Source organism: Streptomyces cucumeris, from assembly GCF_024295805.1.
Classification (GTDB): Bacteria; Actinomycetota; Actinomycetes; order Streptomycetales; family Streptomycetaceae; genus Streptomyces; species Streptomyces cucumeris.
Map to the genome: position 1 here is coordinate 122,003 of NZ_JANCLX010000020.1, position 17,126 is coordinate 139,128.

The following is a 17,126-nucleotide window of genomic DNA, read 5'->3' on the forward strand; positions in this document are numbered from 1 at the left end:
CCCGACGCCACCCGCCCCCTGACGCCAACGAGAGTCCTGCCGCCATGTACGAGCTGTCCCGGGTCCGCCTCTACTCCATTGGGCCGGCCGGTGCGCGTTACGCCGACACCGTGCTGGACCTGCGCGGAGTCGGCGAGCCGGTGCCCAGCCCCGCGCCCACCCAGGCGGAGTTCTTCGAGGACGAACCGGTCGGCCCGCCCCGGCGCCCGGCGCCCGCGGGCGTGCTCTTCCTGGAGAACGGCGGCGGCAAGTCCGTTCTGCTGAAGCTGATCTTCTCGGTGATGCTGCCGGGCCACCGCAACACCCTCGGCGGCGCCAGCTCCGGTGTGCTGCGCAAGTTCCTGCTCGCCGACGACTGCGGCCATGTCGCCCTGGAGTGGCAGCACACCGTCACCGGTGAGACGGTCGTGGTCGGCAAGGTCAGCGAGTGGCGCGGCCGTCAGGTCTCCAACGACCCGCGCAAGTTCGCCGAGGCGTGGTACTCCTTCCGCCCCGGCCCCGGGCTCAGCCTGGACTCACTCCCCGTCGCCGAGTCCGCCGCGGTGCGGCCCGCCGCCGAGGGCGCCTCCACCGCCCGCGGCCGCCGCCGCACCATGAAGGGGTTCCGCGACGCGCTCACCGAGGCGGGCAAGGCGTATCCGCACCTCGATGTGGTCTGGGTGGAGATCCACGAGCGCTGGAACGAACACCTCGGCGACCTCGGTCTGGACCCCGAACTCTTCCGCTACCAGCGGGAGATGAACGCCGACGAGGGCGAGGCGGCCGGGCTCTTCGCCGTCAAGAACGACTCCGACTTCACCGATCTGCTGCTCCGCGCCGTCACCGACACCCGGGACACCGACGGGCTCGCCGACCTCGTCCACGGTTTCGCGCACAAGCTCGGCCGCCGCGCCGAGCTCACTGCCGAACGGGACTTCACCGCCGGATCGCTGGACCTGTTGTCGCGGATCGCCGAGGCGGCTGGCCGGCGGGAGCAGGCGCGCGGTGTGCACGCGGGCGCCGAGCGCCGCACCCGTACGCTCGCCCGGCGGCTCTCCGCGCGGGGCGCCGAGGAGCGCGGCCGCGCCGCCGAATTGGCCCAGCAGGTGGCCTCCGCCGCGCATGCGGTCACCGGGGCCGAGACGGCGCGGGGCCGCAGCGACCTCGTCGCCGCCGAACTCGCCTACCGGCACGCCTCGCTGGCGCTCGCCGCCGCCGAGAAGGGCGCCGCCGCTCAGCGCCGTGAGCTGAACGACGCCCGCACCCTGCACTCCGCCTGGCAGGCCGCCGAGACCGTACTGCGCCACCGCGCCGCCGCCGACCGCTCCGCGCGCGTCGCCGCCGCCATCCGCGAGGCCGAGCGGGACGCCGCGCCCGCCCTCGCCGCCCGCGCCAAGGCCGCCGCCGATCTGGTCCGCGCGCTGCACGCGGCGGCCGGGGACGGCGAACGGGTGGCCAACGAGGAGGAGGAGCGCTCCGCCGCCCTCCAGGAGACCGGCGAGGCCGCCCACCGGGACGCGACCGCCGCCGCCACCGCCGCGCAGCGCGCCCGCAGTGAGGCCGAGCATCTGCGGCAGCGGCTCACCGAGGTCGAGCAGGAGACCGCCGAGGCCGTGCGCGCCGGATGGCTGGACGACTCGGCCCCGGACGCCGACCCGGCCCGCGCGGCGCTCGCCGCGAGCGACGCGGAGAAGACCGCGGCCGCCGCCTGGGACTCCGCCCGGGAGACGGCCCGCCGCACCGCCGACCAGGCCGCCACGGCCGCCGGTGACCAGGCTCGCACCGAACTGGCCGCCGCGCGCGCGGCGGACGCGGCCCGGGCCGCGGAGTCCGTGTACGAGGGGGAGCGGCGGACGGCCGAGGCGCTCGGCGCCGAACCCCGCCTGGCCGAACTGCTGGGGCTGCCCCAGCCATCGGCACCCGTCCCCGCCCCCCGCGGCACCCGCCGCCCGTCGGCGGCGCGTTCGGACGGGCGGACGTCCGTGACGGTGCGTCTCACGGACCCCGGCGCGGGCGGTCGTCCGCTGCCCGCCGACTCCGGCCGGGCCGGGTGGATCACGGTCCCGGTCGACGACGACCCCGACGCGGACGACATGCTGGGCCTCGACCGACTCCCCGCGGCCTTCCGCGCCGACACCCCCGCCTGCCCGTCGGGGCTCCAGCCCGACCCGGCGGACGACCACGCCTACGCGGACGACGCGGACGACGAACCGACGGCCCGTACCCGGAACCGGGACGAACAGCCCGCCACCGACCCCCTGGTGCCGGTGGACTCCCCGGCTCCGGGCGGCACCCCGGCGGATGCGCGGGACGTCGGCCACGAGGGTGCTCCCGCGGGCGGCGGAGGTCCTGATGAAGCTGATGCCGGTACGGAGGCCGACGCGGACGCGCTCGGGGCGGTCGCGCCGGAGTCCGCCACGGACGCCACCCCCCGTACCGCCGCCGGGGGCGGCACCCGTGCCGTGGGGGCGGACGCCGTTCCGCCGCGGCGGGTGACCGTCCGGATCGAGGACGGGGACGGCGACCGGCATCACCGCCGTGTGGTGGCCGCCGATTCGCGGCCCACCGGACGGGTCTCGGCCGATGCCGGGGACGAGTCCGGTCAGGACGTGCCCGGTTCCGTGCCGCCGCCCGCGCCACCCCGCACCGATGCCGACACCACGGAGGATCCCGACACCGCGGACAGCCCCGGGCCCTCCGCCGACGACCCCGACTGCTGGGACCCCGAGCTGGGGGACGACAGCGACACGGCCGCCGGGGAAACCGACACCACCCGCGCGACCGCGGCACCGCCGCTGCGCCCCGAAGGTCCGCTGACCGCCGAGGAGCTGGACCGCAACGCCGAGGCGCTGCGCGAACTGCTCGACGAGAGCGTCGCCTCCGCCGAGCGGCAGCTCTTCGAGCTGCGGACGGCCGCCGCCGACGATGCGCGGATCCTCGGCGCGCTCGGCGACGGCGGGCTGCTGCCGCCCAGCCCGGATGTGCTGGCCGCCGTCGAATTCCTCGGTGAGCACGGCATTCCGGCGCTCCCGGGCTGGCGTTACCTCGCCCAGGCGGTCGACCCCGTCGACCACGCCGCCGTGCTCGCGGCCCGCCCCGAACTCGTGGACGGGGTGGTGATCACCGACCCCGACACCCATGCCCGCGCCCGCGAGGTGCTGGGACAGGCGTCGCTGCTGCCGCGGTCCGCCGTGGCCGTCGGCACCGCCGCCGCGCTGCTGGCGCCCACCCCCGCCCCGGGGGAGCGGGACAGCGGGGTGTTCCTGGTCCCGCCGAACCCGGCGATGCACGACGAGCGCGCCGCCGACGACGAGCGGCGTGAGCTGCGCGCCCGCGCCACCGCCCGTGACGAGGAGATCCGGGCCCTCGCGGCCCGGCTGGCGGGGGACCGCGCGCTCTCGGCACGGCTCGCCTCCTGGCGCTCCGGCTGCCCGCAAGGGCGGCTGGCCGAACTGGCGGTCGCCGCCCAGGAGGCGCGGGAGAGCGCCGACACCGCGCAGCGGGAGCTGGTGGAGACGCGGACGGCCCGTGCCGAGGCCGACGAGGCCGCCACCGAGGCGGCCCGGGTCCGTGACGAGCGGCAGGAGGCGGCCCAGCGCGCCCGCCGCGTGGCGGACGCGCTGGCCGGTCTGGCCCACCGGCTGCGGCAGCGGGCCGCCTGGCAGACCCGGCTGCGCGAACTGGCCGACGAGGCCGCCGAGTCGGAGGAGCGGGCCGACGCCCTGGTGGACCGGGCCCGTGCGGCCGACGAGGACCGGCGCGCGGCCCAGCGCGCCGCCGACGACGCGCGCCGCACCGCCCGTGCCCTGCGCGCCGAGCGGGCCGAGATCGCGGGCGCGCCCGACGACCTCGGGGAGGACACCGAGCCGCCCACCGCCTCGCTGCCCGCGCTCCGCGAGGCGTACCGCGCGGCGTCCCAGGTGTACGAGAAGGTCGGTGTGGGCGCCGATCTCCGTGCCGAACAGGCCCGTGCGGAAAGCGACGAGAGCGCCGCCCTCGCCACCCTCGACCGGCTCACCAACAAGGTCCGCACCCGCGCCGCCCAGCTCCTGGAGGGCACCGACGGCGCCGACGGACCCTCCCGGCAGGCCGCCGCGGCCCGCGCGGAGTCGCTGGTCCAGATGTTGGAGACACGCGCCTCGGCGGCGAGCGAGCAGCTCGGACGGCTGCGCGGCGAGGCCGAGCGGCTGGCACCCGCCGACGACGGCGAGGCCCACACCGAGCTGCCCGAGGAGATGGTCCCGGCCGACGCCGACCGGGCCAAGGAACTGCTGCGCACCGCCACCACCGAACTGGCCGCCCGCACCGACGCGCTGGACACCGCCCGTACCGTCCACGCCGATCTGCTGCGCTCCCACCGCGCCGCGGAGGACGCGGCGGGCGGGTTCGACGAGACCGCCGCGCTCCTGCGGGACCTGCTGCGCGACGGACCGGGCACCGGCGAGGCGGAGACGGAAGCGCCCGAGCCGTACACCGGGGACCTCGCCGAGGCCCGCCAGGCCGCGGCCGAGACCCGCCGCTCGCTGCGCGGCTGCGCCGCCGACCTCTCCCAGGCCGAATCGGCGGTCCGGGAGGCGAGCGACGTCCTCGTCCGGCACGCCAACTCCACCCGCTACGAGCAGGTCCGCACCCCGGCCCGGCAGCAGATCCGGGAGCTGCCCGCGGCGGCCCTGCCCGAGCACGCCGCGGCCTGGGCCGAGGCGTTCGCACCCCGGCTGCGCGTCCTCACCGACGAGCTGGAGCAGTTGGAGCGCAACCGCGGCAGCATCGTGGACCGGCTGCGCGGTCTGGTGGAGTCCTGTCTGGCCACGCTGCGTTCGGCCCAGCGGCTCTCCCGGCTCCCGGAGGGCCTCGGTGAGTGGTCGGGCCAGGAGTTCCTGCGGATCCGCTTCGAGGACCCCGACCAGGCGACGCTGACGGAGCGGCTGGGCGAGGTCATCGACGAGGCCACCCGCTCCGCCGTGAAGAAGAACTCCGACCTGCGCCGGGACGGTATGTCCCTGCTGCTGCGCGGGGTGCAGGCCGCACTCCAGCCGCGCGGGGTGGCGGTGGAGATCCTCAAGCCGGACGCGGTGCTGCGGGCCGAGCGGGTGCCGGTCGGGCAGATGGGCGATGTGTTCTCCGGCGGCCAGCTGCTGACCGCCGCCATCGCCCTGTACTGCACCATGGCCGCGCTGCGCAGCAACGACCGCGGCCGGGACCGGCACCGCCACGCGGGCACGCTCTTCCTCGACAACCCCATCGGCCGGGCCAACGCCACCTATCTGCTGGAGCTCCAGCGGGCGGTCGCCGATGCCCTCGGCGTCCAGCTCCTGTACACCACGGGGCTGTTCGACACCACGGCGCTGGCCGAGTTCCCGCTGGTGATCCGGTTGCGCAATGACGCGGATCTGCGGGCGGGGCTGAAGTACATCAGCGTCGAGGAGCATCTGCGCCCGGGCCTGCCCCAGAGCGATCCGGAGGGCGAGCAGGTGCACGGCCAGATCACCGCCACCCGGATGTACAAGCGGCCCGCCGAGACCCCGGCGCGCGAGGAGACCCCGGCGCCCGGGGCCGCCGAGGTCTCCGACACCGCTCAGGAGCGGACCGCGGGCTAGTTGGTCACCAGCAGCGTGGCACTTCCCGCCGAGGCCGCCTGGTTGACGGAGCCGTTGTAGTTGGCAGTGACGGTGTACGTCCCCTTGGGGAGCGGGTTGAACGTCCCCGAGGCCACGCCGTTGACCAGGGTCACGGTCTGCGGGGTCCGCCCCGGGATGGCCAGGGTGACGGTTCCGGTGGGTGTGCCCGTACCGGGGAGGACCGTGGCCACCGTGGCGGTGAGGGTCACCGGGTCGTTGACCCTCGCGGGGTTCGGTGTGGCGACCACGGCGGTGGTGGTGGACGCCTTGTTGACGGTCTGGGTGTCGGTGCCGGTGGAGGGGGCCAGGCTGTCGGTGCCGTTGAAGGTGCCGGTGACGGTGAACGGACTCCCCGTCGCGGTGGTGTAGGTGCGGGTGGCGGTCGCGACGCCCAGCACGACCGGGACGGTGACGGAGGCGCTGCCGTCACCGAAGGAGAAGGTGACGGTCCCGCCCAGGATGCCGGCGGGCGAGATGACCGCCTGGGCGGTCACCGTCTGGCCGACCACCGACGGATCGGGCGAGGTGGTCACCGTGGTGGTGGTCGCGGTCTTGCTGACCGTCTGGGTGTCGGTGCCCGTGGACGTCGTGAAGTTGGTGTCGCCGTTGTAGGCGGCGGTGATGGGGAAGGGGCTTCCGGTCCTGGTGGCGTAGGTGTGGGTGACACTGGCGACCCCGCCGGCGAGCGTCGCCGTGGCGTTGCCGGTGCCGTCGCCGAAGCTGAAGGTGACCGTGCCGGTGGGCGTCCCCGCACCGGGCGCGATGGCCGCCACGGTGGCGGTGATGGTCACCGACTGCCCGGCCGTCGACGGATCCGGTGTGGACACCACATTCGTGCTGGTGGACGCCTTGTTGACGGTCTGGCTGTCGGTGCCGCTGGAGGTGTTGAAGGTGTCACTGCCGTTGTAGGAGGCGGTGACGGTGTACGGGCTTCCGGAGGTTCCGCTGAAGACATGGGTGACCGTCGCGACCCCGGCGGACAGCGTCGCCGTGGTACTGCCCGTGCCGTCGCCGAAGGTGAAGGTGACCGTGCCGCCCGGTGTGCCGTTGCCGGGCGCCAGCGGGGTGACCGTCGCGGAGAAGGTCACCGACTGGCCCGCCACCGAGGGATCCGGGCCGGAGACCACCGCGGTGGCCGTGTTCGCCTTGTTGACCGTCTGGGTGTCGGTGCCGCTGGACGCCGTGAAGTTGGCGTCCGCGTTGTAGGTCGCGGTGATGGGGAAGGGGCTTCCCGTCCGGGTGGTGTAGACGTGGCCGACGGTCGCCACTCCGCCCACCAGGGTGGCGGTGGCGTTGGAGGTGCCGTCGCCGAAGCTGAAGGTGACGGTGCCGGTGGGGGTTCCGGCGCCGGGTGCGACGGAGGCGACGGTGGCGGTGATGGTGGTGGACTGTCCGGTGACGGTGGGGTCGGGGCTGGAGGCCACGGCGGTGGTGGTGGCGGCCCGGTTGACCGTCTGGGTGTCCGTCCCGCTGGAGACGTTGAAGTCGTTGTCCCCGTTGTAGGTGGCCGTGAGGGTGTACGGGCTGCCGGACGTCCCCGCGTAGGCGTGGCCGAGGCTCGCCACTCCGCCGACCAGGGTGGCGGTGGCGTTGGAGGTGCCGTCGCCGAAGCTGAAGGTGACGGTGCCGGTGGGGGTTCCGGCGCCGGGTGCGACGGAGGCGACGGTGGCGGTGATGGTGGTGGACTGTCCGGTGACGGTGGGGTCGGGGCTGGAGGCCACGGCGGTGGTGGTGGCGGCCCGGTTGACCGTCTGGGTGTCCGTCCCACTGGAGCCGGTGAAGTTGGTGTCGCCGTTGTAGGTGCCGGTGATGGTGTACGGGCTGCCGGTGGTCCCCGTGTACACGTGGGAGACCACGGCCTGGCCGTTGTTCACCGGTGCGGTGGCGTTGGGGGTGCCGTCGCCGAAGCTGAAGGTGACGGTGCCGGTGGGGGTTCCGGCGCCGGGGGCGACGGAGGCGACGGTGGCGGTGATGGTGGTGGACTGGCCGGCCACGGTGGGGTCGGGGGAGGAGACCACCGCGGTGCTCGTCGCGGCCGGGGCGACGGTCTGGGTGTCGGTGCCGCTGGACGCGGTGAAGCTGGTGTCTCCGTTGTAGGTACCGGTGACCGTGACCGGGCCGCCCGCCGTCGTGTAGGTGTGGGTGATCCGGGCCACGCCACCGGAGACCGTCGCCATCTCGGTGGGGCTGCCGTCGCCGAAGTCGAAGGTCACGACGCCGGTGGGTACGCCCGCGCCCGGGGCGACCGGTGCCACGGTCGCGGTGAGGGTCACCGGCTGGCCGGTCACCGACGGATCCGGTGCGGAGGTGACCGTGGTGGTCGTGGCCGCCGCGTTCACCGTGTGCGAGTCCGACCCCGTGGAGGCGCTGAAGTCGCCGTCACCGCTGTAGTGGGCGGTGACCGTGTACGGGCTGCCCGTCGCGCTGATGTAGGAGTGGGCGACCGTGGCCACCCCGGCGATGAGCGGCGCGGTGATGACCGCGGTCCCGTCGCCGAAGTCGAAGGAGACCGTACCGGTGGGCACTCCGCTGCCCGGCGGCGTCGGGGCCACGGTCGCGGTGAAGACGACCGACTGCCCGGTCACCGAGGGGTCGGGGGAGGAGACCACCGTGGTGGAGGTGGTGGCGGCGCCGGGCGAGACCGTATGGGTGTCGGTCGCGGTGGCCGGGGCGAAGTCGGCGTCCCCGCTGTAGTCCGCGGTGGCCGTGTAGGGGCTGCCGGAGGAGTCCGCGTAGGTGTGGGTGATGGTGGCGACTCCGGCGGAGACCGCGGCCGTGACCGGTTCACCGCCGTCGCCGAAGTCGAAGGTGACGGTGCCGGTGGGGGTGCCCGCGCCCGGGGCGGCCACCGACACCCTGGCGGTGAAGGTGACCTCCTGCCCGGCCACGGACGGGTCGGGCGAGGACACCAGCGTCAGGGCGGTGGTCGCCTGGTCGACCGTGTGGCCGTCGGTCCCGCTGGAGACGGTGAAGTCGGGGTCCCCGTTGTAGTCGGCGGTGACGGTGTACGGACTGCCCGCGGTGCCCGCCCAGACATGGCTGATGGACGCCTGGCCCGCGGCGAGCGGTGCCGCCACCGAGGGGGTGCCGTCGCCGAAGGTGAAGGTGACGGTGCCGGTGGGGGTTCCGGCGCCGGGGGCGACCGGCGCGACGGTGGCCGTCACGGTCACCGGTTCACCCGACACCGAGGGATCGGGTGAGGTGGTCACCGCGGTGGTGGTCGCGGCCGGGGCGACGGTCTGGGTGTCGGTGCCGCTGGACGCGGTGAACCCGGTGTCCCCGCCGTAGGCGGCCGTGATGGCGTACGGGCTCCCGGACGTGGTGGTCCAGACGTGACTGATACCGGCGCTGCCGCCCACCACGTCCACGGCCACCGAGGGGGTGCCGTCGCCGAAGGTGAAGGTGACGGTGCCGGTGGGGGTCCCGGCCCCGGGCGCGACCGCCGACACGGTGGCGGTCACGGTCACCGGCTCACCCGTCACGGACGGATCCGGTGTCGAGCTGACCACCGTGGTGGACTGCGCCGGGAAGACGGTGTGCGTGACGTGGCCCACCGAGCCGGTGAAGTCGGCGCTCCCGCCGTAGGTCACGGTGACGGAGTACGGACTGCCCGCCGCGCTGGTGTAGGTGTGCTGGGTGGTCGACTCGCCCCCGGCGACGGGGACGGCGACGGGCGCGCTGCCGTCCCCGAAGTCGAAGGTCATCGTGCCGGTGGGGGAGCCGTCGCCCGGTGCGTCCGGTGCCACCCGCGCGATGAAGGTGACCTCCTGGCCCGTCACCGACGGATCCGGCAGGGTGAGGACGGAGGTGGTGGTCGTGGACGGCGCCACCGTCTGGGTGTCGGTGCCGCTGGAGGTGGTGAAGTCGGCGTCGCCGTCGTAGGTGGCGGTCACGGTGTACGGGCTCCCCGCCGTGCCCGCCCAGGCGTGGTCGACCGTGGCGACGCCGCCGGTGATGTCCGCGGTGACGGGTTCGCCGCCGTCGCCGAAGTCGAAGGTCACCCTGCCGGTCGGGGTTCCGGCCCCGGGGGTGACCACCGCGACGGTGGCGGTGACGGTCACCGGCTGGCCCGGTACCGAGGGGTCGGGTGCGGTGGTCACGGCGGTGGTGGTGGCCGCCTGGTTCACGATCTGGACCGCGGCTCCGCTGGAGGCCGTGAAGTCGGCGTCCCCGCTGTAGGAAGCCGTGACGGCGAACGGGCTCCCGAGCGTGTCGGTCCAGCCGTGGGAGGCGGTGGCCACCCCGGCGGTGACCGGGACGGTGACGGACGCGCTGCCGTCGCCGAAGTCGAAGGTGACGGTACCGGTCGGGGTGCCCGCGCCGGGCGCGGGCACCGTGACCGTCGCGATCACGGTCACGGCCTCCCCCACCACCGAGGGCGTGGGTGCCAGGGTCACCGCCGTGGCCGAGGAGGACTGGTTCACGGTCTGGCTGAAGGTGTCGACCGAGCCCGTGTAGTCGACGTCGCCGCTGTAGGTGACGGTCACCGTGTACGGGCTGCCCGCCGCGCCGGTGAAGGTGTGGTCGACGGTGGCCACTCCGGCGACCACCGGGACCGCGGCCGGGAGGCTGCCGTCCCCGAAGTCGAAGGTCACCGTGCCGGTCGGTGAACCGCCGCCCGGCCCCACAGGGGCCACCGAGGCGCTGAAGGTGACCGGTTGGCCCACCACGGACGGCTGGGGCGCGGCGGTCACCGTGGTGGTGGTGGCGTCCTGGGTCACGGTCTGGGTGGCCATGGCCACCGAGGTGCCGAAGTCACCGTTGCCGTTGTACACGGCGGTGATGGTGTACGGACTGCCCAGGCTGGTGATGTAGGCGTGGCTGAGGGTGAGGGCCCCGCCGACCAGTGGCGCGGTGACGGGCGTCGTGCCGTCGCCGAAGTCGACGGTGACCGTGCCGGTCGGGGTTCCGGCACCCGGGGGCGTGGTGGCGACCGTGGTGGTGACCGTCACCGGCTCGCCCACCACGGTGGGCCCCTGATTGATGGTCACCGTGCTGCTGGTGGAGCTCTGCTGGACGGTGTGGGTGGTGGTGACCGTGGACGCGGCGTAGCCGGTGGAACCGTTGTAGGTGGCGGTGATGGTGTACGGGCTGCCCGCGGTGGTGGCGTACTGATGGGTGACCGTGGCCAGACCGCCGACGGTGTCGACGGTGACGGTCGGGGTGCCGTCGCCGAAGTCGACGGTGACCGTGCCGGTCGGGGTGCCGGTGCCCGGGGGGACCGGTGCCACGGCCGCGGTGACGGTCACCGGCTCGCCCACCACGGTCGGATTCGGCGACGAGAAGAGGCCGGTGACCGTGGCCGCCTGATCGACCGTCTGCACCTCGGTGTCCGTGGAGGCGCTGAAGGCGGCGTCGCCGTGGTAGGTCGCGGTGACGGTGTACGGACTGCCGGAGGGACCGGCGTACGCGTGCACCGCGGTGGCGACTCCGTCGGTCACCGCCACCAGGAGGGGACCCGAACCGTCGCCGAAGTCGATGGTGACGGTGCCGGTCGGGGTTCCGGTGCCCATCACGGCCGGTGCCACGGTCGCGGTGAAGGTGACCGGTTCTCCGGTCACCGACGGGTTCGGGGCGGTGGTCAGGGTCGTGGTGGAGGCGGCCAGGTTCACCGTCTGGGTGTCGACCCCGGCCGAGCCCGCGAAGTCGGCGTCCCCGCCGTAGGAGGCGGAGACCGTGTAGGGGCTGCCCGCGGTGGAGCCGTAGACATGGGTGACCGTGGCGACCCCGGCGGTCAGCGGCGCGGTGACCGGTGCGCTGCCGTCGCCGAAATTGAAGGTCACCGTGCCGGTGGCGGTGCCCGAGGCGGGCGGCAGCACCGCCACGGTCGCGGTGAAGGTGACCGTCTGGCCGACGAGGGACGGGTCCGGGGAGGAGACGACCGTGGTCGAGGTGCTCGACACCTCCGCTTCCACGCGCTGGGCGACCGTTCCGGTGGAGGCGGCGAAGTCGCCGTCCCCGCCGTACGAGGCGGTGACGGTGTAGGGGCTGCCCGCGGTGGAGGCGTAGGCGTGTGTGGTGGTGGCGATCCCGCCCGAGACCGCCACGGTGACCGGGGAGGAGCCGTCGCCGAAGTCGAAGACGACCGTGCCGCCGGGGGCTCCGGCGCCCGGCGGGACCGGTGTCACCCGTGCGATCAGGGTCACGGTCTGGCCCACCGCGGCGGGGTCCGCGGATGAGGTCACCGTGGTGGTGGTGTCGGCGGGTTCGACGATGTGGGAGGTGGTGTCCTCGGACGGGGAGAAGTTGGCGTCGCCCTCGTAGGTGCCCGTGATGGTGTACGGGCTGCCGCTCGCGCTGGTGTAGGCGTGGTTGACGGTCACCGTGCCGGCGACGAGTTCGGCGGTGACCACGGGGGTGCCGTCGCCGAAGTCGAAGGTGACGCGGCCGGTGGGAAGTCCCGCCCCGGGCGCGTTCGGGGCCACCGTGACGGTGATCGTCTCTCCGGTCACCGATGGATCGGGGGCGGCGGTGACCGTGGTGGTGGTGCCGGCCGGTTCGACGCTGTGCAACGCGGTGCCGGTGGAGACCAGGAAGTTGTCGTCGCCGCTGTAGGAGACGGTGACCTGGTACGGGCTCGTCGACGCGTTGGCGTACGCGTGGGTGACCGTGGCGGTGCCGCCCGACAGCGCCACCGTCTCGGGCGCCGTCCCGTCGCCGAAGTCGAAGGTGACGGTGCCGGTGGGGGTTCCGGCGCCCGGCGCCACCGCGGCCACGGTGGCGCCGAAGGTGACCGTCTGGCCGGTCACCGAGGGCTCCGGGGCGGCGGTCACCACCGTCGTCGACACCGCCTGGGTCACCACCTGGGTGTCCGATGCCGCCGAGGGATTGAAGTTGGCGTCGCCGCTGTAGGCCGCGGTCACCGTGTACGGGCTGTCCGCCACCTCCGGGTTGGGGCGGGTGACGGTCGCCGTGCCGCCCTCGACGGGCACGGTGACCGGCGGGGCTCCGTCGCTGAAGGTGAAGGTCACCTGTCCGGTCGGGGAGACGGCCGTCGGCGTCCCAGGGGTGATCTTCGCGACGAACGTCGTGTCCTGCCCCACCACGGCTGGGTCGGGTGCGGAGGTCACCGACAGCGTGGTGTCCGCGGGTTCCACGGTCTGCGGGTCGGTGCCCACGGAGGTGCCGAAGTCGGTGTCCCCGTTGTAGGTGGCGGTGACGGTGTAGGGGGTCTCGGCGGCGGCGGTGAAGGCGTGGGTGGCCTCCGCGACACCGCCGACCACCGCGGTGACGATCGGGGTGCCGTCGCCGAAGTCGAAGGTGACGGTGCCGGTGGGCGTTCCGGCCCCGGGCGCCAGGGCCGTGACCGTGGCGGTGAAGGTGACCGGTTCCCCCACGGCGGAGGGGTCGGGTGCGGAGGTCAGGGAGGTGGTGGTGCCGGAGGGCTGCACGGTCTGGGCGCCGGTGCCCAGGGACGCGGTGAAGTCGGCGTCACCGCTGTAGGTGGCGGTGATGGCGTACGGACTGCCCGCGGTGCCGGTGTAGGCGTGGGTGGCCGTGGCGGTGCCGCCCGACAGCGCCAGGATCTCGGGTGTCGTCCCGTCGCCGAAGTCGAAGGTGACGGTGCCGGTGGGCGTTCCGGCTCCGGGCGGTACGGCGGCGACCGTGGCGCTGACGGTCACCGGCTCGCCCGAGACGGAGGGGCTGGGCGTCGTGTTCACGGTGGTCGTCGAGGCGGACTGCCCCACCGTGGCACCGGCCGAGCCCGTGGCGGCGGCGAAGTCGGCGTCGCCGCTGTAGGTGGCGGTGATGGTGTACGGGCTGCCCGTCGTACCGGTGAAGGTGTGGGTGGCCTCGGCGGTGCCCCCGGTGAGGGTGACCACGACCGGCGGTGAGCCGTCGCCGAAGTCGAAGGTGACCGTACCGGTCGGGGTGCCCGCGCCCGGCGGCAGCGAGCTGACCGTGGCGGTGACGGTCACCGGCTGCCCGGTCACCGACGGGGTGGGCGAGACCCCGACCGCCACGCTCGTCGTCGCCTGCTGCACCGTCTGGGTGTCGGTGCCGGTGGAGGCCGTGAAGTTGGTGTCGCCGCCGTAGACCGCGGTGACCGCGTACGGACTGCCCCCGGTGCTCGTATAGACGTGGTCCACGGCCGTGGCGCCGCCGGACAGCGGCAGTTCGACCGTCGGGGTGCCGTCGCCGAAGTCGAAGGTGACGGTGCCGGTGGGTGTTCCCGCCCCCGGCGCCACCGGGGCGACCCGCGCCACGAAGGTGACCGGCTGCCCGGTCTGGGAGGGGTCGGGGGTGCCGGTCAGCGTGGTGGTGGTCGAGGCCGCCGTCACGACCTGGGTGTCGGTACCGGTGGAGCCGAAGAACAGCACCTCGCCGTTGTAGGTGGCGGTGATGGTGTACGGCGTCTCCGAGGGGGCGGCGTAGGCGTGGCCGACCGTGGCCGTGCCGCCGGTGAGCGCCGTGGTGACCGGGTCGGTGCCGTCGCCGAAGTCGAAGGTGACCGTACCGGTCGGGGTGCCCGTGGTGGGCGGGACACCCGTGACCGTGGCGGTGAAGGTCACCGGTTCGCCGACGAGCGAGGGGTCGGGCGCGGAGGTGACGGCCGTCTCCGTCGGCGCCATGTAGCCGAAGGCACCGGTGAGGGTCGCGGTGCCGCCGGGGGTCAGCACGGTGATGTCGGCGGACCCGGGCGTCCCCGGCGGGGTCACCACCACGACCAGGGTGTCGGAGAACGCCCGGAAGGAGACCGCGGGGACACCGCCGATGAAGACACCGCTGACGAGGGAGAGCCCGGTGCCGGTCAGCAGGATGGTGCTGCCGCCCGCGATCGGTCCGGTGGAGGGGCTGACCCCGGTGACGTGGGGGGTCGGCGCGTAGGTGTAGGTCAGCCGGTTGCTCACCCCGCCGACACCGGTGACCCAGACCGGCACGGTACCGGGCCCGGTCGCGGGCGGGGCGGTCACCAGCAGGTTCTGGTCGGTGACGACGGCGGGGAACGCCAGTGAGTCACCGAAGTACACCAGTTGGGCGGTGCTCAGGTTGACCCCGGTGAGCTCGATGACATTGCCGCCGCCGAGCGGTCCGGCGTCGGGCACGATGGTCTTCAGCCGGGGCCAGGGGATGTAGTAGAAGGTGCCGATGACGGCGCTGCCGCCGGGGGTGGTGACCGTGACCGGGACCGCCCCGGTGCCCCAGGGGCTCACCGCCACGATCGTCTCGTCGTCCAGTACGGAGTAACTGGCCGCGCGGTGCGGGCCGAAGAAGACGTCGGTGGTGAAGCTGAAGTGGTGTCCGATGATGGTCACCAGCGTTCCGCCGCTGTACGGACCCTGGTCCGGGAAGATCCCGGAGAGCGCCTCCAGGAGGATGCCCGGCAGGTCCTCGTCCGCCCCGAACCGGGTGGGTGCGAGCAGCCGCCCGTCGCCCGCGCGGGGCCGTGGGAGGGAACCGAGGAGGGCGGTGGTGTCCAGCGTCCCGGGCAGCCCGCCCGGATCGGCCGCGGTGCAGACGACCAGCCGGCCGGGGGCCGACCGCGCCACGATCGGGATCGGCGCCCGGAGGGTGGGGACGATCCTGTGGGAATCCGGGTCGACGACGGCGAGGCAATCCCCGCCGCCATCGGTGACGATGACGAGCCCGCACGGGCGATACGGCGTCAGCATGACGGCTCCAGACCAGCTCGCGGGGCCCGCCGCGCCGCAGCGGACGCCCGCATGCGCGCGCCGCTTTGGCCGGTCCCTGCACGTCCTTCGCGGAGGAGGGCAGGGCGCGACAGCATCACGGGGATGCTTCCGTCTCCGGGCAGGCGCCTTCCGCTCCTCCGGAAAGGATGGGCGGCCCACCGGAATCGGACGGATTCAGTAACCCATTCCGGTGATGAGGAAGGCAACACTCCGGGCATTGGCTCACCCGAACGGACGAGTCGGGCATCCCAGGACGCCCCCTTCCGGAACATCCGGAAGGGGGCGGAAAGAGGCGCGGACGGGGGCCTGTTGAAGCGCTCGGGGGCCGCGGCTAGCTGTCCTGCTTGATCATGTCGGCGCACTTCTCGCCGATCATCATCGTGGTGATGCACGGGTTGACGGCGACCAGGTGCGGCATCACCGAACCGTCGCACACCCGCAGTCCGCTCACCCCCTTCACCCTCAAGCGGGGGTCCAGCGGGGCCGAGACATCGTCGGGCGCGCCCATCTTCACGGTGCACGCGGGGTGGTAGACGGTGTTGTGGGTGTCGCGGATGTAGCCGAACAGCTCCTCGTCGGTGGTCACCCCCGGTCCCGGGGCGAGTTCGGCGCCCGCCCAGGCGGCCAGGGCGGGCCGCGCCGCGATCTCCCGCGCCAGCCGCAGTCCGTACGTCATCACGCGGATGTCGTGTTCATGGGTGAAGTAGCGGGGGTCGACGCGGGGTTTGTCGCGGAAGTCGCGGGTGCGCAGCCGGACGGTGCCGGTGGAGCGGGCGCGGGTGACGTTGGGGGTGAGGCAGAAGGCGTTCTCGGAGGTCGGGTAGCCGCGCCGGTAGGTGTTCATGTCGAAGGGCACCGAGCCGTAGTGGAACATCAGGTCCGGCCGGTCCAGACCGGGTTCGGTGCCCGCGAAGATGCCGATCTCCCACCACTGGGTGGAGCTGGTGACCATGGGCTGTCGGGCCTCCCACATGATCACCCCCTCCGGGTGGTCCTGGAGGTTCTCGCCCACGCCCGGTGCGTCCACGGCCACCTCGACACCGGTCTCGCGCAGATGGTCCGCCGGGCCGATTCCGGAGAGCATCAGCAGCTTCGGGGAGTCGATGGCACCACAGGAGACGATCACCTCCCGCCGGGCCCGCGCCCGCAGGGTGTGGATCAGATCGGGGGAGAGGTAGTCGACCCCGGTGCAGCGCCGGTCCGCGTCCAGCACCAGCCGCTTCGCCTGCACCCCGGTGCGGATCTCCAGATTGGGCCGCTTCCCCATGATCGGGTGGAGATAGGCCACCGAGGACGACTGACGGGTGTTGTCCTCCCGTGAGTTGATCTGGAACCAGTGCGCACCGCGGACCACGGTGGTGCCGGTGTTGAACGGGGTGGTGGGGATGCCCGCCTCGGCGCACGCCTCCAGCAGCGCGGCCCCGCACGGGTCCTTGGGCGGCACGGTGCGGATGGTGACCGGACCGCCGCGCCCGTGGTGGTCGCCGGGCGCGTCATTGGTCTCCAGCCGACGGTACAGGGGGAATGTGTCCTCGGCGTTCCAGCCCGTACAGCCGCCCGCCGCCCATTCGTCCAGGTCCTCGGCCGGGGCCCAGAAGGCGATACAGGAGTTGTGCGAGGAACAGCCGCCCAGCACCTTGGCGCGGGCGTGCCGCATGAAGCTGTTGCCGCTCCGCTGCGGCTCCACCGGATAGTCCCAGTCGTAGCCGGACTCCAGCAGCCCCATCCAGCGGTCCAGCCGCAGTACGTTGTCGTCGCCGACGTCGGAGGGGCCCGCCTCCAGCAGGCACACCGTGACCGAAGGGTCCTCGCTCAGCCGCGCCGCGACCACATTGCCGGCTGTACCGCCGCCGACCACCACATAGTCGAACTCGTCCATGTCTTCCATGTCTTG

Annotated in this window: 3 protein-coding genes; 1 reads left to right on the forward strand and 2 read right to left on the reverse strand. The window is 73.8% G+C overall.

Annotation, left to right across the window (positions count from 1 at the left end; all coding sequences use genetic code 11):
• Positions 1-44 precede the first annotated feature (44 nt).
• Positions 45-5,576, forward strand: coding sequence for a hypothetical protein (locus NMK44_RS26630; RefSeq protein WP_254747501.1), 5,532 nt, complete (start codon positions 45-47; stop codon positions 5,574-5,576).
• Here NMK44_RS26630 and NMK44_RS26655 read toward each other — a convergent pair.
• Complete coding sequence (locus NMK44_RS26655; RefSeq protein ID WP_302888653.1) at positions 5,573-15,211, reverse strand: Ig-like domain repeat protein; 9,639 nt, start codon at positions 15,209-15,211, stop codon at positions 5,573-5,575. The two genes, NMK44_RS26630 and NMK44_RS26655, sit on opposite strands and share 4 nt — an antisense overlap.
• Before the next feature lie 352 nt (positions 15,212-15,563).
• Positions 15,564-17,111, reverse strand: a complete 1,548-nt coding sequence (locus tag NMK44_RS26660; RefSeq protein WP_254747573.1) for a GMC family oxidoreductase — start codon at positions 17,109-17,111, stop codon at positions 15,564-15,566.
• Between the last annotated feature and the right edge of the window lie 15 nt (positions 17,112-17,126).

What these genes read in the sequence shown, in the direction of transcription:
- NMK44_RS26655 (WP_302888653.1), bottom strand. Translation starts at nt 15,211, where the DNA reads ATGCTGACGCCGTATCGCCCGTGCGGGCTCGTCATCGTCACCGATGGC.
- NMK44_RS26660 (WP_254747573.1), bottom strand. Translation starts at nt 17,111, where the DNA reads ATGGACGAGTTCGACTATGTGGTGGTCGGCGGCGGTACAGCCGGCAAT.
- NMK44_RS26630 (WP_254747501.1), top strand. Translation starts at nt 45, where the DNA reads ATGTACGAGCTGTCCCGGGTCCGCCTCTACTCCATTGGGCCGGCCGGT.